Annotated in this window: 25 protein-coding genes; 23 read left to right on the top strand and 2 right to left on the bottom strand. The window is 72.3% G+C overall.

Going from position 1 to position 25,233, the window contains the following annotated elements:
• Positions 1-12: 12 nt before the first annotated feature.
• The gene (locus EV567_RS22785) at positions 13-741 is read right to left on the bottom strand and encodes a ScbR family autoregulator-binding transcription factor (protein ID WP_242620968.1); all 729 of its coding nucleotides are present in this window, start codon (positions 739-741) and stop codon (positions 13-15) included.
• 119 nt (positions 742-860) lie between these two features.
• Between EV567_RS22785 and EV567_RS22780 the strand changes: the two genes are divergently transcribed.
• Together EV567_RS22780 and EV567_RS22775 are read left to right on the top strand one after the other, a co-directional pair.
• The gene (locus EV567_RS22780; RefSeq protein ID WP_130443027.1) at positions 861-1,952 is read left to right on the top strand and encodes a ScbA/BarX family gamma-butyrolactone biosynthesis protein; all 1,092 of its coding nucleotides are present in this window, start codon (positions 861-863) and stop codon (positions 1,950-1,952) included.
• Positions 1,949-2,998 (top strand): NAD(P)-dependent oxidoreductase, encoded by a 1,050-nt coding sequence (locus tag EV567_RS22775; protein WP_130443025.1) that lies wholly within the window; start codon positions 1,949-1,951, stop codon positions 2,996-2,998. The genes EV567_RS22780 and EV567_RS22775 overlap by 4 nt, the downstream gene beginning before the upstream one ends.
• Here EV567_RS22775 and EV567_RS22770 read toward each other — a convergent pair.
• The gene (locus EV567_RS22770; protein WP_165430459.1) at positions 2,944-3,654 is read right to left on the bottom strand and encodes a ScbR family autoregulator-binding transcription factor; all 711 of its coding nucleotides are present in this window, start codon (positions 3,652-3,654) and stop codon (positions 2,944-2,946) included. The two genes, EV567_RS22775 and EV567_RS22770, sit on opposite strands and share 55 nt — an antisense overlap.
• 569 nt (positions 3,655-4,223) lie before the next feature.
• Between EV567_RS22770 and EV567_RS22765 the strand changes: the two genes are divergently transcribed.
• The 21 genes from EV567_RS22765 (at position 4,224) to tdh (ending at position 25,224) form a co-directional block, all read left to right on the top strand.
• The gene (locus EV567_RS22765) at positions 4,224-4,940 is read left to right on the top strand and encodes a response regulator transcription factor (RefSeq protein WP_242620967.1); all 717 of its coding nucleotides are present in this window, start codon (positions 4,224-4,226) and stop codon (positions 4,938-4,940) included.
• A 377-nt stretch (positions 4,941-5,317) separates the two neighbouring features.
• The gene (locus EV567_RS22760; RefSeq protein WP_130443019.1) at positions 5,318-7,090 is read left to right on the top strand and encodes a biotin carboxylase N-terminal domain-containing protein; all 1,773 of its coding nucleotides are present in this window, start codon (positions 5,318-5,320) and stop codon (positions 7,088-7,090) included.
• Between the two features lie 14 nt (positions 7,091-7,104).
• Positions 7,105-7,284 carry a hypothetical protein gene (locus EV567_RS22755; protein ID WP_130443017.1) on the top strand — a complete coding sequence of 60 codons (180 nt, stop codon included), beginning with the start codon at positions 7,105-7,107 and terminating at the stop codon, positions 7,282-7,284.
• A gap of 105 nt (positions 7,285-7,389) precedes the next feature.
• The gene (locus EV567_RS22750; RefSeq protein ID WP_130443015.1) at positions 7,390-7,719 is read left to right on the top strand and encodes a TcmI family type II polyketide cyclase; all 330 of its coding nucleotides are present in this window, start codon (positions 7,390-7,392) and stop codon (positions 7,717-7,719) included.
• Positions 7,716-8,987, top strand: coding sequence for a beta-ketoacyl synthase (locus tag EV567_RS22745; protein ID WP_130443013.1), 1,272 nt, complete (start codon positions 7,716-7,718; stop codon positions 8,985-8,987). The genes EV567_RS22750 and EV567_RS22745 overlap by 4 nt, the downstream gene beginning before the upstream one ends.
• The gene (locus EV567_RS22740) at positions 8,984-10,195 is read left to right on the top strand and encodes a ketosynthase chain-length factor (protein WP_130443011.1); all 1,212 of its coding nucleotides are present in this window, start codon (positions 8,984-8,986) and stop codon (positions 10,193-10,195) included. Before EV567_RS22745 ends, EV567_RS22740 begins: the two co-directional genes overlap by 4 nt.
• A 93-nt stretch (positions 10,196-10,288) precedes the next feature.
• On the top strand, positions 10,289-10,564 hold the full coding sequence (locus EV567_RS22735) for an acyl carrier protein (RefSeq protein ID WP_130443009.1): 276 nt from the start codon (positions 10,289-10,291) through the stop codon (positions 10,562-10,564).
• Positions 10,565-10,727: 163 nt separating this feature from the next.
• Positions 10,728-11,516, top strand: coding sequence for a 3-oxoacyl-ACP reductase FabG (fabG, locus tag EV567_RS22730; protein ID WP_130443007.1), 789 nt, complete (start codon positions 10,728-10,730; stop codon positions 11,514-11,516).
• A gap of 64 nt (positions 11,517-11,580) precedes the next feature.
• On the top strand, positions 11,581-12,531 hold the full coding sequence (locus EV567_RS22725) for an aromatase/cyclase (RefSeq protein WP_130443005.1): 951 nt from the start codon (positions 11,581-11,583) through the stop codon (positions 12,529-12,531).
• A gap of 2 nt (positions 12,532-12,533) precedes the next feature.
• Positions 12,534-14,030, top strand: a complete 1,497-nt coding sequence (locus EV567_RS22720; RefSeq protein WP_130443003.1) for an FAD-dependent monooxygenase — start codon at positions 12,534-12,536, stop codon at positions 14,028-14,030.
• A complete protein-coding gene (locus EV567_RS22715) occupies positions 13,948-15,690 on the top strand; it encodes an FAD-dependent monooxygenase (RefSeq protein WP_130443001.1) in 1,743 nt (580 codons plus the stop codon). The genes EV567_RS22720 and EV567_RS22715 overlap by 83 nt, the downstream gene beginning before the upstream one ends.
• 4 nt (positions 15,691-15,694) lie before the next feature.
• Positions 15,695-16,573 (top strand): alpha/beta fold hydrolase, encoded by an 879-nt coding sequence (locus EV567_RS22710; protein ID WP_130442999.1) that lies wholly within the window; start codon positions 15,695-15,697, stop codon positions 16,571-16,573.
• A 129-nt stretch (positions 16,574-16,702) separates the two neighbouring features.
• Positions 16,703-17,569, top strand: a complete 867-nt coding sequence (locus EV567_RS22705; protein WP_242620966.1) for a 4'-phosphopantetheinyl transferase superfamily protein — start codon at positions 16,703-16,705, stop codon at positions 17,567-17,569.
• Positions 17,566-19,167, top strand: coding sequence for an acyl-CoA carboxylase subunit beta (locus EV567_RS22700; RefSeq protein WP_242620965.1), 1,602 nt, complete (start codon positions 17,566-17,568; stop codon positions 19,165-19,167). The genes EV567_RS22705 and EV567_RS22700 overlap by 4 nt, the downstream gene beginning before the upstream one ends.
• 9 nt (positions 19,168-19,176) lie before the next feature.
• Positions 19,177-19,395, top strand: coding sequence for an acyl-CoA carboxylase epsilon subunit (locus tag EV567_RS22695; RefSeq protein WP_130442997.1), 219 nt, complete (start codon positions 19,177-19,179; stop codon positions 19,393-19,395).
• A gap of 323 nt (positions 19,396-19,718) precedes the next feature.
• The gene (locus tag EV567_RS22690) at positions 19,719-21,857 is read left to right on the top strand and encodes an ATP-binding protein (RefSeq protein WP_130442995.1); all 2,139 of its coding nucleotides are present in this window, start codon (positions 19,719-19,721) and stop codon (positions 21,855-21,857) included.
• Positions 21,858-21,928: 71 nt separating this feature from the next.
• Complete coding sequence (locus EV567_RS22685; protein ID WP_130442993.1) at positions 21,929-22,363, top strand: roadblock/LC7 domain-containing protein; 435 nt, start codon at positions 21,929-21,931, stop codon at positions 22,361-22,363.
• A 2-nt stretch (positions 22,364-22,365) separates the two neighbouring features.
• The gene (locus EV567_RS22680; RefSeq protein WP_130443121.1) at positions 22,366-22,737 is read left to right on the top strand and encodes a DUF742 domain-containing protein; all 372 of its coding nucleotides are present in this window, start codon (positions 22,366-22,368) and stop codon (positions 22,735-22,737) included.
• Positions 22,715-23,440 (top strand): ATP/GTP-binding protein, encoded by a 726-nt coding sequence (locus tag EV567_RS22675; protein WP_242620964.1) that lies wholly within the window; start codon positions 22,715-22,717, stop codon positions 23,438-23,440. Before EV567_RS22680 ends, EV567_RS22675 begins: the two co-directional genes overlap by 23 nt.
• On the top strand, positions 23,437-24,006 hold the full coding sequence (locus tag EV567_RS22670; RefSeq protein WP_130442991.1) for a GAF domain-containing protein: 570 nt from the start codon (positions 23,437-23,439) through the stop codon (positions 24,004-24,006). The genes EV567_RS22675 and EV567_RS22670 overlap by 4 nt, the downstream gene beginning before the upstream one ends.
• 189 nt (positions 24,007-24,195) lie before the next feature.
• The gene (gene tdh, locus EV567_RS22665; RefSeq protein WP_130442989.1) at positions 24,196-25,224 is read left to right on the top strand and encodes an L-threonine 3-dehydrogenase; all 1,029 of its coding nucleotides are present in this window, start codon (positions 24,196-24,198) and stop codon (positions 25,222-25,224) included.
• The last annotated feature ends 9 nt before the right edge of the window (positions 25,225-25,233 follow it).

Here is a 25,233-nt window from a genome sequence, read left to right as displayed (position 1 = left end):
CCGGCGGGGCGGTCAGGAGGTGCTGTCCTCCCTCTCCGGGGAGGCGCCGCCGTCCCCTTCCTGGGTGGAGTCGTCCTCCTCGTCCTCCGGGTCTGCGGCGCGGGACGCGAGGAGCGAGGCGGCCCGGTCGGGGGTCAGCTCCAGCGTCGGGAGGATCTGCGGCATCGCGATGCTCGGCAGCAGGTGGCGGAACATGGCGATCACCCGGCCCGTCAGGTCCTTGCGTTGACACAGCACCTGGGACGTCCACTGGATGCCGGTGAAGGACCCGGAGAGCAACTCCGCCGTCTCCGCCGGATCGACGTGCGGCAGCAACTCCCCGCGGCTGCGCGCCTCGACGAGTACCTCGGTCAGCCGCTCCACCCAGGACTGGAACGGCCTGCCGTGGAACGGGTTGCCGCCCTCGGCGCTCTCGCTCCACTGGTCCATGGCCAGACCCACGCTGGCCCGGGTAAGAGGGTCGTGCTGCAGCCGGTGCGCGAACAGCAGGCCCTGGTCGACCAGTTCCTGCAGCTTCGTCCGCTGCGGAGGCAACGGCCCCAGCTCCAGCTGTGCCGCTATCACCCCGAGGGCCAGATCCTCCTTGGAGGTGAAGTGGAAGTACAACGCCCCCTTGGTGACGTCGGCCCGCGCGATGATCTCCGTGATCGTGGCCGTGCTGTAGCCCCGTTCGTCGAACACCTCGGCCGCTGCGAGCAGGATCGACGTGCGGGTCTGGATTGCTCGTGCTTGACGTGCCATGCCACCGTGCCTGTTTCTATGTCAGAGCTTGGTCAGGTCCCCGCGCAAAGAGAACCGGACTGCCAGTCTTTTGTCGAGAGGGGAGCGATCCCCGCATGTATCGACTCAGGGGGCAAACCATGTCTGATGGCGTCATATCCGTGGTCAACCGTTTTGCCGGTGTTCACCCCGTTCTGGACCCGGCCCCAGAACGCTCCGACCGCACCACCGTGGCCCACTCCGCACCCCAGACCGGTCTGCTCGCCGGGCAACCCGCGACGATCCCCTCCGACCTCAGCGCCGCGCAGCTCACAAACCGAACCGACTCCCCGGTTCTTACGCCGGGCGGCCTGGCCACCGGCCCGCTCTGCCACCGCCCGGACCCGGAGGACCGCTTCCCCGTCGACTGGCTGCGTCTCGCCGAGCACCGCTTCCTGGTCTCGGTCGACTGGCCCGCCGCGCACCGCTTCTTCGCCCCGCTGCCCGACGGCCGCCAGGATCCGCTGCTGGTCGCAGAGACCACCCGGCAGGCGACGATGATGCTGGCCCACGCCGAGTTCGGCGTCCCCCTCGACGACCAGTTCGTGATGCGCGAGATCGGATACCGGCTCCATACGCCGGACTTCACCGTGGACAGCGCCTCGGGCGCGGTCGACGTCGTGGTCGAGTGCTCCGACGTCCGGTTGCGTGCCGGCCGCCTCGTCGGCATGCGGGTGGACCTGACCTTCCAGCGGCTGGGCCGCGTGCTCGCCACCAGCATGGGCATCCTGATCTGCACCTCGGCCCGCGTCTACCGAAGACTGCGCGGGGAGCAGATGTCCGTGCCGAGCCGTCCGGTGCCACTGCTCCCCGCGGTCGCCCCGCACGAGGCCGGCCGCGACGACCGCAAGGACGTCGTCCTCGCACTGTCCAAGCACCGCCCCGGCTGGCGGCTCCGCCTCGACACCACCCACCCCACCCTCTTCGCCCGCCCGAACGACCACGTCCCCGGCATGGTGCTGCTGGAAGCCGCCCGGCAGGCCGCCATCGCGCTCACGCCCGGGCACGACTTCCACCCCGCGTCGATGCGGATCTCCTTCGACAAGTACTGCGAACTGGCCGAGCCCTGCTGGATCCTGGCCCGGCACGACCTGTGCCCGGAGCAGGGAGCGGTGCTGCGTGTACAGGGCGTGCAGGACGAGGAACCCGTCTTCACCGCGACCCTGGGCGGCGCCGTACGGGGAAGCAGGTGAGCCGGCGCCTCCTGGTGACGGGCTCCGGCGGTTTCGTCGGCGGACACGTGGTCGCCGCGGTCCGCGCCGCGGCGGGCGTCCGGTTGCGCCTGCTGGTCCGCGCCCTGCCGCCCGCGGCCGACCCGCCGCCGGCCCAGGGCCCGCCGCTCCCGGGCGGCGTCCCGGTCGAGTACGTGCGGGCCGACCTCACCGACCCCGGCTCCCTGCGGGGTGTCTGCGACGGCGTCGACGCGGTCGTCCACTGCGCGGCGCAGGTCGGCGGCGACCCCCGGCAGCTGCGGCGGGTCAACGACCTGGGCACGGCCGCCCTGGTCGAGGAGGCCCGGCGGGCCGGGGTCGAACGGTTCGTGCACCTGAGCACGGCGGCGGTGCACGGCCGGGGCCCCTTCAGCGGGGTGCGGCCCGGACAGGCGCCGATCGCGCCGGGCTCGGACACCAGCCGGACGAGGGCGGCGGCCGAGCGTCACGTCCTCGCGGCGGGCGGCACGGTGCTGCGCCCCCACCTGGTGTACGGCGCGGGGGACCGCTGGGTGGCGCCCGGCGTGCTGACCCTGCTGCGGGCGCTCGGGGGGCGGCCGCAGGGCCGGCTCGGACGGCAGTCGATGATCGACGCCGCGAGTCTGGGGGACGTGCTGCTCGCGGCCGCGCTGGCGCCGGCGGGCGGTGCGGGCCGTGCGGGGCGTGTCCACTTCGTCAACCACCCGGATCCCGTACCCGGTGAGCACCTGCTCGCGGCGGTCGCCGAGGCGCACGGTCTCCTTCCGGAGTCCCTGCCCGGCCTCCCGGCCGACATCGCCCGTGCCCGGCTCCGCGACCACCCGCTCGCCCGGCATCACTTCGAACTGCTGGCGGCGGACCACTGGTTCACGGACGACACGGTCTGGACCGAGCTCGGCTGCGACCCCGGAGCGGGGTTCGCCGAGCGGTTCCGCCGCCACGCCGGCCCGTACCGGGGCCCTCGGCCGGTCCCGGACCCGTCAGCGGGCCCGGCTCACGTAGCCCTGGAGACCACCACCTCCCTGCGGACACCGTCCTCCGGGCCGTAGGGCAGGTAACGCGAGGCGGTCACCGCGTGGTCGACCACGTCGTCCGTCCCGCCGGGGTTCAGCCCGCCGAGCGCGTCAGGCGCGGCGATCCCCGGCAGGAAGCCCTGCCAGAAGCCGGTGAAGGCCGTCCGGATCCGATCGCCCTCTCCGCCCTTGATCAGTACGCCCATGCCCGTCGTGGCGGCGACGACGGCGCAGGTCAGCCCTCGTAGCTGGACGTGTCCCGCGAGCCCGTCCTCCTGACGCGCGCGGTCCAGCAGGCGCTGGACACAGGCGTGCCATGGATGGATGAACTGCGACCGCCCCTTGCGCGAGCGGTCGTTGTCCAGACGCAGCCCCGCCCTCGACACCACGTCCCAGGCCAGTAACTGGCTCAGTGTGTGCGAGATGTCGGTGAGGGCCTGCAGCGGCTTGGAGTTCCTTTCGTACGCGAGGCGCGCGGCGCGCCACAGTATGCCGCGCGCCTCGCTCACGACCGCCTGGGCCAGATCCTCCTTGTTCGCGAAGTGGAAGTGCAGCGCGCCGGTGCTCATGTTGGCCCGCGCACTGACGTCGCAGAGCCTCGCGGAGGAGTAGTCCTCCCGGTCGAAGATCTCTGCCGCCGACCTGAGCAGCAGCCGTCGTGTGCGGATCGCCCGCTCCTGTTGCAGTCCCACCGGCATGAATCCTCCCCCGTCCTGAAACGGACTTGATGGTTTGTTTGTGGATCACGGGTGCCCGCTCCGGGGGAGTCGGGCCCGTCGATCACCCTCGTCGGCTTTGACGCTCCGTCAATACTGCCCAGAAGATCACACTTTCCCACCTCGTGACCAGGGCAAGGGCAAAGTGGAAGCAGGGAATCAGCCAGTTGGGGACGTGCTGGACGGTCTACCACCGCCCTGAGGGATGCGCAATGCATCGGACGGAGGTGACCGTCGTGCTCCTGTCAACCGGTCGGCATGGGCGGTGCTGGACGTCCAGAGCAGACCGCAGTGGCCGTCAGTGGCTGTTTGTGCCGGAGGCGGGGTCGATATTTCGACCGAGGGCTTCCCGACCGATCACGCTGCGGAGCGGAATTGATCCTTCATGTGTCGACAATTCCGGCAAAAGTGACGGCAAATATCACGGTGGGTGAGTTTACCTAACCTTTTTTTGACAAACCGAGGAGTAGGTTTTTAGGCTCGACGAGCCAAGGTGCTCGAGCGGGAACTACGTGTTCAGGGGGAGAGCAGTGAGCCAACACGCAATGAGCGGCACTCTGGAGTCGCGAAAGCCCGTCCCGCCGCAGGCCCGTAAGACGTCGACGACCTGGCGGGTCCTGGTCGTCGAGAACAACCCCGGCGACATGGAGGCCCTGGCCACCGGGTTGCGCCGGCACGGTCATCAGGTCGAGGGAGTGGGCACGGGGAACGCCGCTCTCCAGGCCTACCAGCGGGCGGACATCGTTCTGCTGGATCTCGAACTGCCCGACGTGGACGGCCTGGAGGTGTGCCGCTCCATCCGGTCCCTGAGCGACGTGCCGCTCATCGCCGTCACGGGGTGGGGAACCGAGCTGGACCGCGTTCTCGGCCTCCAGGCCGGCGCGGACGACTACATCGTCAAACCCTACGGCTTCAGGGAACTGATGGCCCGTATGGACGCCGTCATGCGTCGCTCACGTCCGCAGACGCACATCGAACAGGTCGTGTTGCACGGGCCGTTGCGCATCGACGCCGCCTCACGCGAGGTCAGTCTGCACGGCCGGGTCGTGGAGGTCACGCGCAAGGAGTTCGATCTGCTCTACATGCTCGCCTGCCATCCGGAGACCGTGATCTCCCGCAAGCGCATCATGCAGCAGGTCTGGGGCGGTTCCTGGTCCCGGCGGACCGTGGACACCCATGTCAGCAGTCTGAGAGGAAAGTTAGGGGCCAGCGACTGGATCGTCACCGTACGCGGAGTGGGGTTCCGCTTCGGAAACGGCTGACACTCACCGTTGATCAGTGCCGTGAACAGTTCACGCAGACGCCCGGCCGGGTTTCCCGGCCGGGCGTTTCGCGTGTGCGGCCCGGCCGGCCCGACGATCCCGGAGCCGGCATGCTTCCCGCGTGCTCGGTCCTGTCGTCGAGCCGGGAGCATTCCTCCAGCCGTTCTGACAATTCTCTGACATCTGCCTGGCGCTGCGCCGACAAAGCCGTATCCCTTCTGAGGTTCTGGTCCGAAGGCTTAATCGCCATCTGTTGAAAGCACCGTTGTCCTCCTCGGAGGATGGACGAGTGTTCAGGCGCCGGTCCCGGAACCAGAATTACCCCGGGCCCGCCTGATCATCCCGCCAATTCCCGCCGATCGAGGAGAGGGCCGTCCGTGCGCAAGGTGCTCATCGCCAACCGTGGCGAAATCGCTGTCCGCGTGGCCCGGGCGTGCCGGGATGCCGGTATCGCGAGCGTGGCCGTCTACGCGGACCCGGACCGGGACGCTCTGCATGTCCGCGCCGCGGATGAGGCGTTCGCCCTGGGCGGTGACACACCGGCGGGTAGCTATCTGGACATCGGCAAGGTGTTGAACGCCGCCCGGGAGTCCGGTGCGGACGCCGTCCATCCGGGGTACGGCTTCCTCTCGGAGAACGCCGACTTCGCGCAGGCGGTCCTGGACGCGGGTCTGATCTGGATCGGTCCGCCGCCGCAGGCCATCCGGGATCTGGGTGACAAGGTGGCCGCCCGGCACATCGCGCAGCGGGCCGGGGCGCCGCTGGTGGCCGGCACGCCGGATCCGGTCTCCGGCGCCGACGAGGTCGTCGCGTTCGCCGAGGAGCACGGCCTGCCGATCGCGATCAAGGCCGCTTTCGGCGGCGGCGGGCGGGGTTTGAAGGTCGCCCGGACGCTGGAGGAAGTCCCCGAGCTGTATGAGTCGGCGGTGCGTGAGGCGGTCGCCGCGTTCGGCCGGGGGGAGTGCTTCGTCGAGCGCTACCTCGACAAGCCGCGGCACGTGGAGACGCAGTGCCTGGCCGACCGGCACGGCAACGTGGTCGTGGTGTCCACCCGGGACTGCTCGCTGCAGCGCCGCCACCAGAAGCTGGTCGAGGAGGCGCCGGCGCCGTTCTTGTCCGAGGCGCAGCTCGCCGAGCTGTACTCCTCCTCCAAGGCCATCTTGAAGGAGGCCGGCTACGTCGGCGCCGGCACGGTGGAGTTCCTCGTCGGCCTGGACGGCACGATCTCCTTCCTGGAGGTCAACACCCGTCTGCAGGTGGAGCACCCGGTCACCGAGGAGGTCGCCGGCATCGACCTGGTGCGGGAGATGTTCCGGATCGCCGACGGCGAGGAGCTCGGCTACGGCGACCCGGTGCTGCGCGGTCACTCCCTGGAGTTCCGTATCAACGGTGAGGACCCGGGCCGCGGCTTTCTGCCGGCTCCGGGCACGGTCACCCTCTTCGACGCGCCGTCGGGTCCGGGGGTGCGGCTGGACGCGGGCGTGGAGTCGGGCAGTGTGATCGGCCCGGCGTGGGACTCGCTGCTGGCGAAGCTGATCGTGACCGGCCGCACCCGCAAGGAGGCGCTGGAGCGGGCCTCGCGTGCGCTGGAGGAGTTCCGCGTCGAGGGCATGGCGACGGCGATCCCCTTCCACCGCGCGGTGGTCCAGGACCCGGCGTTCGCGCCGGAGCTGACCGGCTCGACCGGCCCGTTCACGGTCCACACCCGGTGGATCGAGACGGAGTTCGTCAACGAGATCAAGCCCTTCACCGCGCCCGCGGACGCGGAGACGGACGAGGAGCCCTGCCGCGAGACGGTCGTCGTCGAGGTCGGCGGCAAGCGTCTGGAGGTCTCGCTGCCCTCCTCGCTGGGCATGTCCCTGGCCCGCACCGGCCTGGCCGCCGGCGCCAAGCCCAAACGGCGCGCGGCGAAGAAGTCCGGCCCCGTCGCCTCCGGCGACACCCTCGCCTCCCCGATGCAGGGCACCATCGTCAAGATCGCCGTCGAGGAAGGCCAGGAAGTCCAGGAAGGCGACCTGATCGTCGTCCTGGAGGCCATGAAGATGGAGCAGCCCCTCAACGCCCACAAGTCCGGAACCGTCAAGGACTTGTCGGCCCAGGTCGGCGGCTCCGTCTCCTCCGGCGCACCCATCTGCGAAATCAAGGACTGAATTCCCGGGGAGGTGTGACCCAGATGTACTCGACGACGCATTCCCAGCCGCTCACGCGGACGTATTCCGAGATCTCTTCCGACTCCCGCGACGGGCGCGACGCGCCCGCGCCCCAAGCCCCCGCCTGGCTCCTGGCCGGCGAGGACGACGAGAACGTCAGCGACCATCCGCACATCTGCCGGGGCATCGACTGACCGAATGCGGATTCCCCCCACGTTTCCGCCCCCCCGTATTCCCTTCCGTTCACACATTCCCTTTCGCCCCCAGGTCCCACGCACCCTTTTTCAAGGAGAAAGATCATGCACAGCACCTTGATCGTGGCTCGGATGGAACCGGGCTCGGCGGCCGACGTCGCGAAACTGTTCGGCGCGTTCGACGAGTCCGAGATGCCGCATCTGATGGGCACCCGGCGCCGTCAGCTCTTCCAGTACCGGGGTCTGTACTTCCACCTCCAGGACTTCGACGCGGACAACGGCGGCGAGCTGATCGAGAAGGCCAAGTCCGACGAGCGCTTCGTGCGCATCAGCGAGGACCTGAAGCCCTACATCCAGGCGTACGACCCGGCCACCTGGCGGTCTCCCGCCGACGCGATGGCCACGCGTTTCTACTCCTGGGAGGCCTCCCGATGAGCGGCCGCCGAGTCGTCATCACCGGGATCGAGGTGCTCGCGCCCGGCGGCGTCGGCAAGGACCGGTTCTGGGACATGCTGAGCGAAGGCCGTACGGCCACGCGCGGGATCACCTTCTTCGACCCGAGCCCGTTCCGCTCGCAGGTCGCCGCGGAGATGGACTTCGACCCCGAGGAGCACGGGCTCACCCCGCAGGAAGTCCGCCGGATGGACCGGGCCGCCCAGTTCGCGGTGGTCGCGGCGCGCGGCGCGGTCGCCGACAGCGGGATCGACCTCGCCGCCCACGACCCGCACCGGGTGGGCGTCACCATCGGCAGCGCGGTCGGCGCCACGATGGGCCTGGACGAGGAGTACCGGATCGTCAGCGACGGCGGCCGGCTGCACCTGGTCGACCACGAGTACGCGGTACCGCACCTGTACAACTACTTCGTCCCCAGCTCCTTCTCGGCCGAGGTCGCCTGGACGGTCGGCGCGGAGGGCCCCAACTCCGTGGTGTCCACCGGCTGCACCTCCGGCATCGACTCGGTCGGATACGCGGTCGAGCTGATCCGCGAGGGCTCGGCGGACCTGATGATCGCCGGGTCGTCCGACGCGCCGATCTCGCCGATCACCATGGCCTGCTTCGACGCCATCAAGGCGACGACCCCGCGCAGGCAGGACCCCGAGCAGGCCTCGCGCCCCTTCGACGGCACCCGCAACGGTTTCGTGCTCGGTGAAGGCTGCGCGGTGTTCGTCCTGGAGGAACTTCAGAGCGCTCTGCGGCGCGGGGCGCACGTCTACGCCGAGATCGCCGGCTACGCCACCCGCAGCAACGCCTACCACATGACGGGGCTGCGACCGGACGGCGCGGAGATGGCCGAGGCCATCACCGTGGCCCTCGACGAGGCCCGGATGAACGTGGACCAGATCGACTACATCAACGCCCACGGCTCCGGCACCAAGCAGAACGACCGGCACGAGACGGCCGCCTTCAAGAAGAGCCTGGGCGAGCACGCCTACCGCACCCCCGTGAGCTCCATCAAGTCGATGGTGGGGCACTCGCTCGGCGCCATCGGCTCGATCGAGATCGCCGCCTCCGCGCTGGCGATGGAGCACCACGTGGTGCCGCCCACGGCGAACCTGCACACCCCCGACCCCGAGTGCGACCTCGACTACGTGCCGGTCACCGCGCGTGAGCAGCTGACCGACGCGGTGCTGACCGTGGGCAGCGGGTTCGGCGGCTTCCAGAGCGCGATGGTGCTCGCCCGTCCCGAGAGGAGTGCGGCATGACCGCGGTGGTGGTGACAGGGCTGGGCATCACGGCCCCCAACGGCCTCGGCGTCCAGGACTACTGGGAGGCCACGCTCGCCGGCAAGAGCGGCATCGGGCGGATCACCCGCTTCGACCCGTCGCAGTACCCGGCGCGGCTGGCCGGTGAGATCCCCGGCTTCGCGGCCGAGGAGTACCTGCCGAGCCGGCTGCTGCCGCAGACCGACCGGATGACCCGGCTGGCGCTGGTCGCCGCCGACTGGGCGCTCGAGGACGCCGGGATACGGCCGCAGGAGCTGCCCGAGTCCAGCATGGGCGTGGTCACGGCGAGTTCGTCGGGCGGCTTCGAGTTCGGCCAGGGCGAGCTTCAGGCGCTGTGGAGCCAGGGCAGTCAGTACGTCAGCGCCTATCAGTCGTTCGCCTGGTTCTACGCGGTCAACAGCGGCCAGATCTCCATCCGGCACGGCATGAAGGGCCCGAGCAGCGTGGTCGTCAGCGACCAGGCCGGCGGTCTGGACGCGGTGGCGCAGGCACGCCGGCAGATCCGCAAGGGGACCGCGGTCGTGGTCTCCGGAGCCGTGGACGCCTCCATCTGCCCGTGGGGCTGGGTCGCCCAGCTCGCCGCGCAGCGGCTGAGCACACGCGAGGAGCCCAGCCAGGCGTATCTGCCCTTCGACCGGGCGGCCGACGGCTACGTGCCCGGAGAGGGCGGTGCGCTGCTCGTCATGGAGTCGGAGGAGTCGGCGCGCTCGCGCGGCGCGCGGATCTACGGCGAGATCGCCGGGTACGCCGCGACGTTCGACCCCGCGCCGGGCGGTGAGCGGCCGCCGGGCCTGCGCCGGGCGATCGAACTCGCCCTGGCGGACGCCGGGTTGGCGGCCGAGCAGGTGGACGTCGTGTTCTGCGACGCGGCGGCCGACCCCGAGCGCGACCGGATCGAGGCGGAGGCGATCACGGCACTGTTCGGACCGAGGGGCGTCCCGGTCACCGCGCCGAAGACGATGACGGGCCGCCTCTACTCGGGCGCTGCGCCGCTGGACCTGGCCACCGCGTTCCTGTCCATACGTGACGGGGTGATCCCGCCGACGGTGCACGTGACGCCGTCCCCCGACTACCGGCTCGACCTGGTCGTCGACCGGCCGCGCACGGGCGAGCTGCGGACGGCGCTCGTGCTCGCCCGCGGCCACGGCGGCTTCAACTCGGCGGCGGTCGTACGGGCGGTGGCCTGACCGCCGGACCCACCGCGCCACCGACACCGAACACCGACGAACACCGACACCGAACACGAACACGAACACGAACACGACGTGAGAGGAACACACGTGGAAACGCAAGCCTTCACCCTCGACGACCTCAAGCGCATCCTGATCGAGGGCGCCGGCGCCGAGGAGACCGTCGACCTCGACGGCGACATCCTCGACGAGGACTTCGAGCACCTCGGCTACGAGTCGCTGGCACTGCTCGAGACCGGCGGCCGCATCGAGCGTGAGTACGGCATCGTCCTGGACGACGACGTCCTGTCGGAGAGCAACACCCCGCGCTCCCTCATCGACGCGGTCAACGCCCATCTGGAGGACGGGACGCAGGCCGCCGCCTGACACTCCGCCACACCCGGGACATCGGCTCCCCGCCCGCCTGTGATCCGCCGCCGGACCCACCCCCACCGGACCGGCGGCGGCACCCCCCCACGCCCCCCACTCCCCCCTTCCCCTTGTCCCCCCACGCTCCACGCAGTCCTTCACGCAGAGGAGTTGAAAGAGCATGCCGCAGCAGCAGACGCAGCGGGTCGCACTGATCACCGGAGCCACCAGTGGCATCGGCCTGGCGGCCGCCCGCCGGCTGGGCTCCGACGGGCACCGCGTGTTCATCGGCGCGCGCGACGCCGACAACGTGGCCGCGACGGTCAAGCAGCTCCAGGAAGAAGGCATCGAGGCCGACGGCGCCGTCGTGGACGTGCGCTCGCGGGACGCGGTCCGTGACTTCGTGCAGGCCGCCGTCGACCGCTTCGGCCCCGTCGACGTCCTCGTCAACAACGCCGGCCGCAGCGGCGGCGGGGTGACCGCCGACCTCGCGGACGAGCTGTGGGACGACGTCATCGACACCAACCTGAACAGCGTCTTCCGGATGACCCGGGAGGTGCTCACCACCGGCGGCATGCGCGAGCGCGGCTGGGGCCGGATCATCAACATCGCGTCCACCGCCGGCAAGCAGGGCGTGGTCCTCGGCGCCCCGTACTCCGCCTCCAAGCACGGCGTCGTCGGCTTCACCAAGGCCCTCGGCAACGAGCTCGCGCCGACCGGTGTCACGGTCAACGCCGTCTGCCCAGGCTACGTCGAGACCCCCATGGCCCAGCGGGTCCGCCAGGGCTACGCCGCCGCCTACGACACCACCGAGGACGCGATCCTCGAGAAGTTCCAGGCCAAGATCCCGCTCGGCCGCTACTCCACGCCCGAGGAGGTCGCCGGGATGGTCGGTTACCTCGCCTCCGACACCGCCGCCTCGGTCACCGCTCAGGCGATCAACGTCTGCGGCGGCCTCGGCAACTTCTGACCCGGCCCGCACCCCGGACCCGGCGCACCCGAAGCAACCACCCGACGAAGAAGAGGACAAGGACGTGACCACGACGGAAGCAACGACCCGCGAGGTGGCGCACGAGATCACCGTCTCGGCCCCCGCCGACGCCGTCTACCGCCTGATCGCGGAAGTGGAGAACTGGCCGCGGATCTTCCCGCCCACCATCCACGTGGACCACCTGGAGAAGGGCGAGCGCGAGGAGCGCATCCGCATCTGGGCCACCGCGGGCGGCGCCCCCAAGAGCTGGACCTCGCACCGCACCCTGGACCCCGACAACCGCCGGATCACCTTCCGCCAGGAGGTCTCCGCGCCCCCGGTCGCCGCCATGGGCGGCACCTGGGTGATCGAGGAGCTGCCGGGCGGCGACTCGCTGGTACGGCTGCTGCACGACTACCGCGCCGTCGACGACGATCCCGAGGGCCTCGCCTGGATCGACGACGCCGTCGACCGCAACTCCCGTTCGGAGCTGGCCGCCCTGAAGGAGAACGTCGAGCGGGCCCACGCGACGCGTGAGCTGACCTTCTCCTTCGAGGACACCGTTCTGATCGAGGGCTCGGCGAAGGACGTCTACGACTTCGTCAACGAGGCCGACCGCTGGGTGGACAGGCTGCCGCACGTGGCCCGCGTCCGGTTCGAGGAGCCCACGCCCGGCCTCCAGGAGCTGGAGATGGACACCCGGGCCAAGGACGGCTCGACGCACACCACGAAGTCGTACCGGGTGACCTTCCCGCACCGCGCGATCGCCTACAAGCAGGTCACCCTGCCGGCCCTGATGACCCTGCACACCGGACTGTGGACGTTCGAGGAGTACCCGCGCGGGGTCGCCGCCACCTCGCAGCACACGGTCGTGCTCAACCCGGACAACATCCAGCGGATCCTCGGCCCCGACGCGACCGTCGAGGACGCCCGCGAGTACGTCCAGGGCGCACTGAGCACCAACAGCCGTGCCACGCTGGGCCACGCCAGGGACCACGCGGAGAAGAGCCGCTGACCATGGCCACCGACACCTCCCAGGCCGCCGCCCGGGTCGTCGTGGTGGGGGCGGGCCCCGTCGGCCTGTTCCTCGCCGGCGAGCTCCGCCTCGGCGGCGCCGACGTCGTCGTACTGGAACGGCTGCGCACCCCCACCACGGAGTCCCGCGCCTCCACGCTGCACGCCCGCACGGTGGAGCTGTTCGACTGCCGCGGGCTGCTGGACGCGCTCGGCGACCCGCCGCGCGAGCCACGCGGCCACTTCGGCGGCGTGCCGATGGACCTGACCATGCCCGGCCCGTACTCGGGCCAGTGGAAGGTGCCCCAGACCAGGACCGAGGAACTCCTCCAGGACTGGGCCACGGCCCTCGGGGCCGACATCCGGCGCGGCTGGGAGGTGCGCGAACTCAGCCCGCACGACGGCCGTGAGGACGGGCACGTGGAGATCACGGCCGACACCCCGGACGGCGTACGGCGGCTGCGCGCGGCGTACGTCGTCGCCTGCGACGGCGAGGACAGCACCGTACGGCGGCTGACCGGAGCGGCCTTCCCCGGCGCCCCGGCGGGGCGGGAGCTGCTGCGGGCGGACATCGCCGGGATCGACATCCCGAACCGGCGTTTCGAGCGACGGGAGCACGGGCTGGCGATCGCCGCGCGGATGCCCGGCGGGGTGACCCGGGTGATGGTGCACGTGTTCGGCCGCCCGGCCCGGCGGCGGACGGGACCGCCGGCGTTCACCGAGGTCCTCGACGCGTGGCGGCAGGTCACCGGCGAGGACCTCGGCGCCGGGCGCCCGGTGTGGCTCAACGCCTTCGGGGACGCCAACCAGCAGCTGGAGCGGTACCGCCACGGGCGGGTGCTGTTCGCCGGGGACGCCGCCCACCGCCAGATGCCGAGCGGCGGACAGGCCCTCAACCTGGGCCTCCAGGACGCAGCCAACCTCGGCTGGAAGCTGGCCGCGGTGGCGCGCGGCCGGAGCCCGCAGGGGCTGCTCGACACCTACGACGACGAGCGGCGCGAGGTGGGACGCCGGGTGCTCGCCAACATCAGGGCCCAGGCGCTCCTGCTGCTCGGCGGGCCGGAGGTGGAGGCGGCGCGCACCCTGCTCGCCGAACTCATCGCCGCGGGACCCGCGCGGGACCACCTCGCGGCGATGATCACCGGGCTCGACGTCCGGTACCCCACGGGTGGCGGCGCCCATCCACTGCTCGGCGCACGGCTCCCGCTCAGCGCGCTGCCCACGCCGGACGGCCTGGTCGAGGTCGCGATGTCGCTGCGGGACGGCCGGGGACTGCTGATCGTCTCCGACTCGGCCCGGGCCGAACTGCGCTGGCTCGGCAAGGTCTGGTCGGACCGGGTCACCTCGGTGGCGGTACGACCGGACGCCGCCGAGCCGCTGCACGGCGCCGAGGGGCTGCTGGTCCGCCCTGACGGCCATGTCGCCTGGGCGGGCTCGGACCCGTGGGCGGCGACTGCGGCGTTCCGCCACTGGTTCGGGCGGCCCGACCCCGGGTTGTGACGGACACGCACGGCAGGACGCCGCGAGCGGCCGGTCCTGCCGTCACAGGACTCGACATTTTTCAGCGAGGCTCAGAGAGGGAAGCGCTGTGGACACGGATGTGATCGTCGTCGGCGCGGGGCCGACGGGCCTCATGCTCGCCGGGGAACTGCGGCTGGGCGGCGCCCGGGTCGTCGTCGTGGAGAGACTGGCGGAGCCGACCGGGCAGTCCCGGGGGCTCGGATTCACGGCCCGCGCGATGGAGGTGTTCGACCAGCGCGGGCTGCTGCCGCGGTTCGGCACGCCGGAGAAGAGCCCGATGGGCCACTTCGGCGGCGTGCAGTTCGACTACACCGTCCTCCAGGACGCCCACTTCGGCGCGCGCGGCATCCCGCAGTCGCAGACCGAGGCCGTCCTGGAGCAGTGGGCCGGCGAGCTGGGCGCGGACATACGGCGGGGCTGGGAGCTGACCAAGCTCGCCGACGACGGGGACGGCGTCGAGATCGTGGTGGCCACGCCCGAGGGCGAACAACGGGTGCGCGGCGCGTACCTGGTGGGCTGCGACGGCGGGCAGAGCGTCGTGCGCAAGGCGGCCGGCTTCGACTTCCCCGGGCTGCCGGCCACGCGCCTGATGTACCTGGCCGACGTCACCGGCTGCGACATCCGCCCCCGCTTCCTGGGGGAGCGGCTGGAGAACGGCATGGTGATGGCCGCGCCGCTGGCGCCGGGCGTCGACCGGATCATCGTGTGCGAGGACGGCACGCCCGCCGACGACCGGCCGCGCACGGTCGGGTTCGACGAGGTCGCGGCCGCCTGGGAGCGCATCACCGGCGAGTCGCTGGCCGGCGGCGGCGCCGACTGGGTCAGCTCCTTCACGGACGCCACCCGGCAGGTCTCCGCCTACCGCAGGGGCAGGGTGCTGCTCGCCGGGGACGCCGCGCACGTCCATCTCCCGGCCGGCGGCCAGGGGCTCAGCACGGGCGTGCAGGACGCGGTCAACCTCGGCTGGAAACTGGCCGCGGTGGTCCGCGGGGACCTGCCCGACGCGCTCCTCGACACCTACCACGACGAACGGCACCCCGTCGGCGCCCGGCTGCTGATGAACACCCGCGCGCAGGGCGTGATCTTCCTCGGGGGAGCCGAGGCCGACCCGGTGCGCAAGGTCTTCGGCGAGCTGATGCGACTGGAGGAGGTCCGCCGCCTGCTGGCCGGTGTCGTCAGCCACCTCGACATCGCCTACGACCTCGCCCCCGGCGCCCACCCCCTCCTCGGCCGGCGCCTGCCCCCACGCCCGCTGACGCTCGCCGACGGCACGCGGACCACCACGACGGACCTGCTGCACCCGGCCCGGGGCGTCCTGCTCGATCTCACCGACGACCCGGACCTCCGTGCGAACGCCGCCCGGTGGAACGACCGCGTCACGGTCGTCACGGCCACCCCCGAGAGCACCGGGGTCTTCTCGGGCGCGACCGCCCTGCTCGTACGCCCGGACGGCCACGTGGCCTGGGCCGCCGGAGGAAAGGACTCCCGCACGATGGCCGACCCGCACGCCGCAGCCCCGCAGCCGCCGGCCGCGGCGACCTCCGAAGTCCCCCAGCCGACCGAGGCCGAGGTGGCCGCCGGCATCGACGGTCTCGTCATCGCCCTGCACCGCTGGTTCGGCACTCCGGAGGTGGCGTAGCACCATGACCACCGCGCCCTCGACCGTCGGCCCCCGCGTACGGCGGATCACCCTGAATGCCGCCGGGCACACTCTGTCCGCCCTGCTGAGCGCGCCCCAGGACACGCCACCGCGGGCCACCGTCGTCGCGCTGCACGGGGCCGGGATGAGCGCGGGGTACTTCGACGGCGGGGCACAGCCGGACGCCTCCATGTGCGCGTTGGGAGCGCACCTGGGGTTCGCGGTCCTCGCCGTCGACCGGCCCGGCTACGGCGACTCCGCCGTCGGGCTCCCCGAAGGCCTGGACCTCGCCGGACAGGCCCGGGTCCTGCGCGCCGGGCTCGACCACTTCCACGCCGAGCATCCCGTCGGCACCGGCACGTTCCTGCTCGCCCACTCCTTCGGCGGCAAGCTCGCCCTGACCCTGGCCGCCGAAGCCCCGCCGGACGATCTGCTGGGCCTCGACATCTCCGGCTGCGGCCACCGCTACGCCCCGCGCTCCGCGGAACTGCTCGCCGGCCCCGACCGGGCCCGGTGGCGCCACAACTGGGGCCGGCTCGGCCTCTACCCGCCCGCCACCTTCCAGCGCAGCGCCGACCTGGTGAAACCCATCCCGGAACAGGAGCTGCGCGGCGCCTCGGGCTGGCCGGAGGCGTTCGACGCGCTCGCCCCGCGCGTACGCGTCCCCGTGCGCCTGACGTTCGCCGAGCACGAACTGTGGTGGCGGCACGACACCGAGACCCTCGACGACCTGCGCACGAGGCTGAGCGCCGCGCCACGGGTCGTCGTCGACCGGCAGCCGGACGCCGGGCACAACATCAGCCTGGGCCGCACGGCCCGTGCCTACCACCTGCGCGCACTCGCCTTCTTCGAGGAGTGCCTGCCGGAGCGGGACGGGCCATGAGACTTCGGCACCGCACCCGCCCCGGTGACCGCGCCCCGGTTCACGCCGGCGGTCGCGGGACCGCGCCACGCGGCCGGCGGCTCCCGCAGAGCGACCGCAGGCACCCACGACCGGAACCAGGAGCCGTACGTGAACGTCCCCCTCGTACCGAACAGCCCGCACCCGGCCAGGGAGCTGGGCCCGTCGAACCTGCACCTCTGGCTGCTCCCGTCCCCCGCCTCGCCGCGTGACGTACCGGTCGGCGAACTCGCCCCCGACGAACGGCGGCGCGCGGCCGCCTACCGCCGGCCCGGCGACCGGCAGACGTACATCGCCGCCCATGTGGGGTTGCGCCGGGTGCTGTCGGTGTACACCGGCGTGGAGCCCCGGCGGCTGAACATCGGCCGGGAGTGGTGCGAGGAGTGCGGGGAACGGCACGGCCGGCCGGTGCTGGTCGACCTGCCGGGCGCCCCGCAGTTCTCGCTCTCCCACAGCCACGGCCTCGCCCTGGTCGCGGTGGCCCGCGCCCGGGTCGGCGTCGACGTCCAGGCGCTGCCGTCGCAGGAGACCGTCGACGCCTGCCTGCCCCTGCTGCACCCGGCCGAGCGCCAGGAGATCGCCCGGCTCCCCGCCGCCGGGCGGCAGACGGCCTTCGCCCGGCTGTGGTCCCGGAAGGAGGCCTACCTGAAGGGGCTCGGCACCGGGCTCGCCCGCGCCGCCGACCTCGACTACCTCGGCGAGGCCGCCGAGTCCTGGCGCCCGGCCGGCTGGACGGTGCGCAACGCGCCCCTGTGCGACGGCCATGTCGGCGCCGCGGCGCTGGCCGGCGGCAAGGACTGGCGGGCCGCCATGTACCCGGTGCCCGCCGAGTCGCTGTACGCCCGGGACGCCGTCGAGCGGATCTCCGCCGTCGAACCGGGCCTGCGCACCATGCTGCGCGCCCACGACCCGTTCTCCGTGCGCCCGCACGCCCTCATCGACACAAGGAACAGGAAGGAAAGGGCCCAGGCATCATGACCCTCACCGATCCCGAAGCCATCGTGCTCGACACCGCCCCGGACACCCTCGACGAGGTGGACCGTCTCACGGAACTGCACACCATCAAGGAGCTCGTCCGCACGGGCCCCGACCCCAAGGCCACCGAGCGCCAGCACGCCAAGGGCAAACTCACCGCCCGCGAACGCATCGAACTCCTTCTCGATCCAGGCTCGTTCACCGAGGTCGAGGCCCTGCGCCGGCACCGGGCCCAGGGCTTCGGCCTGGAGGCCAGAAGGCCGTACACCGACGGCGTCATCACCGGCTGGGGCACGGTGGAGGGCCGTACGGTCTTCGTGTACGCCCATGACTTCCGCATCTTCGGCGGCGCCCTCGGAGAGGCCCACGCCCAGAAGATCCACAAGCTGATGGACATGGCGATCGCGGCCGGCGCGCCCCTGGTCTCCCTCAACGACGGCGCGGGCGCCCGCATCCAGGAGGGCGTCTCGGCCCTGGCCGGCTACGGCGGCATCTTCCAGCGCAACACCAAGGCGAGCGGGGTGATCCCGCAGATCTCGGTCATGCTGGGCCCGTGTGCGGGAGGCGCGGCCTACTCGCCCGCCCTCACCGACTTCGTCTTCGCGGTACGCGACATCTCCCAGATGTTCATCACCGGCCCGGACGTGGTGAAGGCGGTCACCGGCGAGGAGATCAGCCACAACGGCCTGGGCGGCGCGGACGTGCACGGCGGCACCTCCGGAGTCGCCCACTTCGTCTACGACGACGAGCGCACCTGCCTCGAAGAGGTCCGCTACCTCCTCACCCTGCTCCCCTCCAACAACCGCGAACTGCCGCCCGCCCACCCCGCGGGCGACCCGGCCGACCGCCCCGGCGACGCCCTGCTCGACCTGGTCCCCGAGGACGGCAACCGCTCCTACGACATGCGCAAGGTGATCGAGGAGATCGTCGACGACGGCGACCACCTGGAGGTCCACGCCGCCTTCGCCACCAACATCGTCTGCACGCTGGCCCGTCTCGACGGCCACGTCGTGGGCATCGTCGCCAACCAGCCCGCGTCCATGGCCGGTGTGCTCGACATCAGGGCCAGTGAGAAGGGCGCGCGGTTCGTGCAGTTCTGCGACGCCTTCAACATCCCTCTGCTCACCCTCGTGGACGTGCCCGGGTTCCTGCCCGGCGTCGACCAGGAGCACGAGGGCATCATCCGGCGCGGGGCGAAACTGCTCTACGCCTACTGCAACGCCACCGTGCCGCGTGTCTCGGTGGTCCTGCGCAAGGCCTACGGCGGCGCCTACATCGTCATGGACTCCCGCTCCATCGGCGCCGACGTGGCCCTCGCCTGGCCCACCAACGAGATCGCGGTGATGGGCGCGGAGGGCGCGGCCAACGTCGTCTTCCGCCGTGAGATCGCGGCCGCCGACGACCCCGAGGCGATGCGCCGGCAGAAGATCAAGGAGTACAAGAACGAACTGGTCCACCCCTACTACGCGGCCGAGCGCGGACTCGTCGACGACGTGATCGATCCCCGCGACACCCGGCTGGTCCTCAGCCGCGCCGTGGCGATGCTCGCCGCCAAGTCCGCCGCCCTGCCCACCCGCAAGCACGGCAACCCGCCCCAGTGAGGAGACCGCATGCCAGCGACGCCGACACCCTCCGACCTGCTCGCCGCCACGTCCTTGCGGGTCCTGCGGGGCGAGCCGAGCGCCGAGGAACTCGCGGCGGTGACGGTCGTCCTGACGCTGCTCCTGACGCCCCCCGACGAACCCGCTCCGCAGCGGCCCCCCACAGCCGGCTGGACCCGCCCGGACCGCCTCGGGACCTACAGCTCCCCGAGGGCCTGGCACGGTTGAGGCGACCTCCGGTGTGTTCACCGACAGTGACCGATTCTGATCGACGTCGACCGTTCCTTCGTTGTTTCGGGGCGCTCTGCGAACGGGGGCATTGCGGTCCTTATCGGTCTGTCGTGCGAAGTCTCATACCAGAGCGGGACCCTCCCCGGGGGAGTTTGTCAACTGCCCACCGCACATGATGCGTTGGCGACTACTGTGAGTGTCCGTCGGACGACGCGCGGCCGAATTCCCGGCCCTCTCGACCGACACCGCGATGGCGCATGCCCGGGACGCGCACCCGCGCGGCCGAGTACGCCCGACGGACCGACAGTACGAGGACACCGATGTCTCACCTTGGCGCACCCGCCCCACGCGCAGACCGCCGCGAGGGCGGACGGCACGGACGACCGGTCGCCCGACCCGCACCCGCGCCGGCCGAGACACACATACGGCCACAGCTCGTCCGGCTCGCCGTGCTCCCGCCCACCGCCGTCGCCCTCAGCGCCTGCGCGGCCGTGCTGTTCACCGTGCGCTCCACCGGAGCCCGGCCCAGCCCCACCCTGTGGGCCGTCCTCACCGGCGCGGTCGGCGTGACCGCCGTCGGCATCCTCGTCGCGGCCGTGGCCGCCGACCGCGCCGCCCGCTCCGTCAGCGACCGCATCGCCGCCCTGCGCGCCGGCAGCGCGCGCGGCGAGGCCGACCTGCGCGCGCTGCTCGACACCCTGCGCCGCGGCGAGGCCCCGCCGCCCCGCAGGACACGCGGCGGACCGCCCGGCGACGCCGACGACTTCGAGCTCCTCGCCGCCGACCTCGCCCGCGCCCACGACGGGGCCGTCACCGCCGTCGTCCAGGCCGCCCAGCTCTCCAGCCAGGCCGGCAACGAACAGAAACTGGAGGTGTTCGTCAACCTCGCGCGGCGCCTTCAGTCCCTCGTGCACCGCGAGATCTCCATCCTGGACGAGCTGGAGAACGAGATCGAGGACCCCGACCTGCTGAAGGGCCTCTTCCACGTCGACCACCTCGCCACCCGCATCCGCCGCCACGCCGAGAACCTCGCCGTGCTCGGCGGCGCCGTCTCCCGGCGGCAGTGGAGCAACCCCGTCCCCATGACCGAGGTGCTGCGCTCCGCCATCGCCGAGGTCGAGCAGTACTCGCGGGTCAAGCTCGTCCCACCCATCGCCGGGGACCTGCGCGGGCACGCCGTCGCCGACGTCATCCACCTCCTCGCCGAACTCGTCGAGAACGCCACGGTGTTCTCCGCCCCGCACACCCACGTCCTGCTGCGCGCCAACCTCGTCACCTCCGGGCTCGCCGTCGAAGTCGAGGACCGCGGACTCGGCATGCCCGCCGAGGAGCAGAGCCGGATGAACGCCCTGCTCACCGACCCCGACCAGGTCAACGTCGGCCGCCTGCTCGCCGACGGCCGCATCGGCCTCTACGTCGTCTCCCAACTCGCCCGCCGCCACGGCATCCACGTCCGCCTCCAGGGCAACATCTACGGCGGCGTCCAGGCCGTGCTCGTCGTACCGCAGGCCCTGCTGGGCCCGGCGCAGGGGCTGCCGCAGGCAGGGGAGGAGGGAGCAGGAGCCACCGGGGAACAGCCCGGGGCTACGCCGACGGGCGGCGCGGTCGGCCTGGGCGAGGTGCCGTCGGGGGCCGGCGCGGTCGGCCTGGGCGAGGTGCCGTCGGGGGCCGGCGTCGTCGCGCGAGGCGGGACGCCGTCTCCCGGGGGCGCGACCGGCGGGGGAGGAGCGCCGTCGGAGAGCGGCGGGCAGGGGCGTGGCCCGGCGCCCTCGGCGGCGGGGGCGCGGAGCCGACCCAGGCCCCCCGCGCTGCCGCCGCGTCTGCCGGGCACGCCCCACCCGCCGAACCCGCCCCGGACGCCGGCGCCACCGCCTGCCCCGCCCTCCGCCCTGGACGCGGCCATGGCCCCCGGTCCCGTGCCCCCCGGCGGGCCGGCCGGCGCCACCACCGCGTCCGCCCCCGTCCCACCCGGGTCGCCGCGTGCGCGGCCCCGGGGCCAGGGCGCCCGGCACGACGCCCCCCGCCCGGACGGTCACGGTCTGGCTCCGCTGCCCGTGCGCGGGGCGCACGAGGAGCGGCCCACCCCGGCGGAGGCGGTACCCGGCATCCGGCCCGCCGACCGGCCCGTGCTGGACGAGCACTCGGGCATCGCGCCCACCCCGCGCGCCGGGGCGATCCGCGGCACCGTGGGCAAGCCGCAGCTGCCCCGCCGCCGCGCCCAGGAGCACATCGTGCCCCAGTTGCGCGGCGGCCCCGCTCCCCGGCAGGACATGGAGCGGCCCGTCGGCCACGACCCCGGCCTCATGGCCGCCTTCCAGCGCGGCATGGGCCTCGCCGAGGCCCAGCAGAGCCTGGAGCCGGAAGACCTGGAAACGCCCCGGTACTCCACCCCGACCCCGCCCCCGGGACGGGTGTCGTACCCCACCGGCCCGTACGACGGGAGCCCGCCGGCCGGATGATCAGCACCGCCCTCACCACCCCCACCCCCGCCGCTCCCGCGGACCCGCGTACCCCAAGGAGTCGATCCACCATGGCGAGCGAAGCGCCGACCGGCCATGTATCCGACCTCGACTGGCTGATGAGCGGTCTCGTGCAGCGCGTACCGCACACCAACAGCGCGGTCCTCCTCTCCTGCGACGGCCTGGTGAAGTCGGTCCACGGCCTCGACCACGACAGCGCCGACCACATGGCCGCCTTGGCCTCCGGCCTGTACTCGCTCGGCCGCAGCGCCGGCGTCCGCTTCGGAGACGGCGGCGACGTGCGCCAGGTCGTCGTCGAACTCGCCTCGACGCTGCTGTTCGTCACCACCGCGGGCTCCGGCACCTGCCTCGCCGTCCTCGCCGGCCGCGAGGCCGACGCCGCCGTCCTCGGCTACGAGATGGCGATGCTCGTCAAGAGCGTCCGCCCCTACCTGGAGACCGCGCCCCGCCGGCACGCCGTCGAACCGTCGGTGACGGGACCTTGAGCGTGGCGGCGGCCGGCGACGGCCCCTGGCTCGACGACGCGGCCGGCCGGCTGGTGCGCCCCTTCACGGTCAGCAACGGCCGGACCGAGCCCAGTGTCGCCCTCGATCTGATGTCACAGGTGAGAGCCACCGGGTCGACCCCCCTCGGCTATCTCGGCCCCGAGCACGCGCAGGCGCTGGACCTGTGCCGGGGACCCGTCCCGGTCGCCGAGGTCGCCGCCTGCCTGAAGCTGCCGGCCGCGGTCACCAAGGTGCTGCTGTCGGACCTCGTCGACTGCGGGGCGCTCACCACCAAGCCACCCGAGTACCACCACATCCCCACCGACCGGGCCCTACTGGAGGCAGTGCTCGATGGACTACGACGACAGCTCTGAGAGCGACGCCCGCGCCGCCCGAGAAGGGCACGACGCATTCGACCCGAACCGCGCCGGCCAGGGCGCCCGCGCCGCCCACGCCGCCCCCTACGACGAACGCCGCGACCGCCCCGAGCCCTTCCCCAACGCGCTCAAGATCCTCGTCGCGGGCGGGTTCGGGGTCGGCAAGACCACGTTCGTCGGCACCGTCAGCGAGATCGCGCCGCTGAGCACCGAGGAACTGCTCACCACGGTCAGCGCCGCGACCGACAGCCTCGACGGCATCGAGAACAAGGTCGAGACGACCGTCGCCATGGACTTCGGCCGCATCACCCTGGACGCCGACCACGTCCTGTACCTGTTCGGCACCCCGGGCCAGGAGCGGTTCTGGTTCATGTGGGACGAACTCTCCGAGGGCGCGCTCGGCGCGGTCATCCTCGCCGACACCCGTCGGCTGGAGGAGTGCTTCGCCGCCGTCGACTTCTTCGAGGAACGCGGCCTGGGATTCATCATCGCCGTCAACGAGTTCGACGGCGCCCACCGCTACGACCCCGAGGAGGTCCGTGCGGCCATCGACCTGGACCCGCAGGTCCCCGTCGTGCCCTGCGACGCCCGCATCTCCGCCTCCGGCGTCCAGACGCTGCTCACCCTCGTCCGGCACCTCATCGCCCACGTCTCGGCGACGCCCCAGCCGAGCGTCCACGGGGACGGAGCCCGCTCATGAGCTACGACCCGCCGCGCCCGGCCGGTCGACTGCTGCTCACCCCCGAGGACAAGGACGCCCCCGCCCGCACCAGCAGACTGCGCCGGCTGGGCCTCGGGGTGTGGCCGGAGCCCGCCCTCGACGCCTTCGCGGACCGTCTCGCCCAGCTGGCCCAAGCGCCGTACGCCATGGTCAACTTCCCTGACGGGGAACGGCAGTTCTTCGCCGGGCTGCACACCCCGCCCGGCGGCCGGGAGGCCCGCGGCGGCAAGCCCGAGATCGGCCGCACCCTGCCCCGCGACCACGGCTACTGCCCGCACGTCGTCGTCCGGCGCAAGGCGCTGGTCCTGGAGGACGTGAACGACTACCCGCGGTTCGCGGGCAACCCCGTCGTCGACGCGTACGGCGTCCGCTCCTACCTGGGAGCCCCGCTCATCGACTCGACGGGCATGGCGCTCGGCACGGTGTGCGTCGCCGACCTCGCGCCCCGCGCCTGGGGCCGGACCGGTCTGGACACGATCAAGGCGACCGCCGCCGACCTCGCCGGCCGGCTGGAACGCCGGAACGCCGACGGAAGCTTTCTGTGAGGCACGGTGAGAGGCGTCGGCCCGGTGAGCGCCGGCGTGTGAAGCGGAACTGTGGAGCCGCTTAAGAAACTCTCGATGGACCGCACCCGCGCCGTACGGCAGATTGCTACGGGATTCCACCCCTTCCCCGGTACCGGCGGCCCCTTCGGCGTGCCCGGACGCGGGGGACCGAACCACAGGAGCCGTAGCGTGAAGGCGCTGGTCAAGGAGAAGGCGGAGCCCGGGCTGTGGCTCGCGGACGTGCCGGAGCCCGTCGTCGGACCGGGCGATGTGCTGATCAAGGTGCTCCGCACCGGCATCTGCGGCACCGACCTGCACATCCGGGCCTGGGACGGCTGGGCGCGCCAGGCGATCCGCACCCCGCTGGTGGTCGGACACGAGTTCGTCGGCGAGGTCGTCGAGACCGGGCGTGACGTCACGGAGATCGCCGTCGGCGACCGGGTCAGCGGCGAAGGGCACCTCGTGTGCGGGAAGTGCCGCAACTGCCTGGCCGGCCGCCGCCATCTGTGCCGCGCCACCGTCGGCCTCGGCGTCGGCCGCGACGGGGCCTTCGCGGAGTACGTCGCGCTGCCCGCGTCCAACGTGTGGGTGCACCGGGTGCCGGTGGACCTCGACGTGGCGGCGATCTTCGACCCGTTCGGCAACGCCGTCCACACCGCGCTGTCCTTCCCGCTGGTCGGCGAGGACGTCCTGATCACCGGCGCCGGGCCGATCGGCCTCATGGCCGCCGCCGTCGCCCGGCACGCCGGCGCCCGCAACGTCGTCGTCACCGACGTCAGCGAGGAGCGGCTGGAGCTGGCCCGCAAGATCGGCGCGAGTCTCGCCCTCGACGTCTCGCGGGAGTCCATCGCCGACGGGCAGCGGGAGCTGGGCCTGCGCGAGGGTTTCGACATCGGCCTGGAGATGTCCGGCCGCGCCGAGGCCCTGCGCGACATGATCGCCAACATGACGCACGGCGGCCGTATCGCCATGCTCGGCCTGCCCGCCGAGGAGTTCCCGGTCGACTGGTCCCGGATCGTCACGTCGATGATCACGATCAAGGGCATCTACGGCCGTGAGATGTTCGAGACCTGGTACGCGATGTCGGTGCTGCTGGAGGGCGGACTCGACCTCGCACCCGTGATCACCGGCCGCTACGACCACCGCGACTTCGAGGCGGCCTTCGCGGACGCGGCGAGCGGCCGCGGCGGCAAGGTCATCCTCGACTGGACCGCGTAACTCCCTCAC

Source organism: Streptomyces sp. BK239 (assembly GCF_004217285.1).
In the GTDB taxonomy this organism is placed as follows: domain Bacteria; phylum Actinomycetota; class Actinomycetes; order Streptomycetales; family Streptomycetaceae; genus Streptomyces.
This window is presented reverse-complemented; position numbering and strand designations above follow the sequence as displayed.

What these genes read in the sequence shown, in the direction of transcription:
- EV567_RS22785 (WP_242620968.1), bottom strand. Translation starts at nt 741, where the DNA reads ATGGCACGTCAAGCACGAGCAATCCAGACCCGCACGTCGATCCTGCTC.
- EV567_RS22745 (WP_130443013.1), top strand. Translation starts at nt 7,716, where the DNA reads ATGAGCGGCCGCCGAGTCGTCATCACCGGGATCGAGGTGCTCGCGCCC.
- EV567_RS22695 (WP_130442997.1), top strand. Translation starts at nt 19,177, where the DNA reads ATGCCAGCGACGCCGACACCCTCCGACCTGCTCGCCGCCACGTCCTTG.
- EV567_RS22720 (WP_130443003.1), top strand. Translation starts at nt 12,534, where the DNA reads ATGGCCACCGACACCTCCCAGGCCGCCGCCCGGGTCGTCGTGGTGGGG.
- EV567_RS22670 (WP_130442991.1), top strand. Translation starts at nt 23,437, where the DNA reads ATGAGCTACGACCCGCCGCGCCCGGCCGGTCGACTGCTGCTCACCCCC.
- EV567_RS22715 (WP_130443001.1), top strand. Translation starts at nt 13,948, where the DNA reads ATGTCGCCTGGGCGGGCTCGGACCCGTGGGCGGCGACTGCGGCGTTCC.
- fabG (WP_130443007.1), top strand. Translation starts at nt 10,728, where the DNA reads ATGCCGCAGCAGCAGACGCAGCGGGTCGCACTGATCACCGGAGCCACC.
- EV567_RS22710 (WP_130442999.1), top strand. Translation starts at nt 15,695, where the DNA reads ATGACCACCGCGCCCTCGACCGTCGGCCCCCGCGTACGGCGGATCACC.
- EV567_RS22685 (WP_130442993.1), top strand. Translation starts at nt 21,929, where the DNA reads ATGGCGAGCGAAGCGCCGACCGGCCATGTATCCGACCTCGACTGGCTG.
- EV567_RS22675 (WP_242620964.1), top strand. Translation starts at nt 22,715, where the DNA reads ATGGACTACGACGACAGCTCTGAGAGCGACGCCCGCGCCGCCCGAGAA.
- EV567_RS22740 (WP_130443011.1), top strand. Translation starts at nt 8,984, where the DNA reads ATGACCGCGGTGGTGGTGACAGGGCTGGGCATCACGGCCCCCAACGGC.
- EV567_RS22765 (WP_242620967.1), top strand. Translation starts at nt 4,224, where the DNA reads ATGAGCGGCACTCTGGAGTCGCGAAAGCCCGTCCCGCCGCAGGCCCGT.
- EV567_RS22750 (WP_130443015.1), top strand. Translation starts at nt 7,390, where the DNA reads ATGCACAGCACCTTGATCGTGGCTCGGATGGAACCGGGCTCGGCGGCC.
- EV567_RS22700 (WP_242620965.1), top strand. Translation starts at nt 17,566, where the DNA reads ATGACCCTCACCGATCCCGAAGCCATCGTGCTCGACACCGCCCCGGAC.
- EV567_RS22780 (WP_130443027.1), top strand. Translation starts at nt 861, where the DNA reads ATGTCTGATGGCGTCATATCCGTGGTCAACCGTTTTGCCGGTGTTCAC.
- EV567_RS22690 (WP_130442995.1), top strand. Translation starts at nt 19,719, where the DNA reads ATGTCTCACCTTGGCGCACCCGCCCCACGCGCAGACCGCCGCGAGGGC.